The sequence below is a fragment of the Variovorax sp. 01N429 genome, assembly GCF_056399425.1.
The window spans coordinates 1-399 of sequence record NZ_JBFTRG010000179.1 but is presented as its reverse complement, the minus strand read 5'-3'; the positions used below and the strand labels follow the sequence as shown (position 1 = coordinate 399).

The 399-nt window shown below is 73.4% G+C and carries 1 pseudogene; it reads left to right on the top strand.

Annotation, left to right across the window (positions count from 1 at the left end):
- A pseudogene (locus tag AC1DSF_RS31145) lies at nucleotides 1–399 on the top strand (4-hydroxy-2-oxovalerate aldolase); the annotation flags it as partial.

Genomic DNA, 399 nt, shown 5'->3' with positions numbered 1-399 from the left:
GGACGCCATCGAGGTCGCGCACGGCGACGGCCTCGCCGGCAGCTCCCTCAACTACGGCCCGGGCTCGCACACCGACTGGGCGTGGATCGAGGCGGCCGCCTCGGTCCTGGAGCGCGCCCGGCTGACCACGCTGCTGCTGCCCGGGGTCGGCACGATCCGCGAGCTGCGGCAGGCGTACGACCTCGGCGTCCGCTCGGTCCGGGTGGCCACGCACTGCACCGAGGCGGACATCTCCGCCCAGCACATCGCGGCGGCGCGCGAACTCGGCATGGACGTGTCGGGCTTCCTGATGCTGTCGCATATGGCGCCGCCCGCCGAACTCGCCGAGCAGGCGCGGCTGATGGAGTCGTACGGCGCGCACTGCGTGTACGTCACCGACTCCGGCGGCCGGCTCACCAT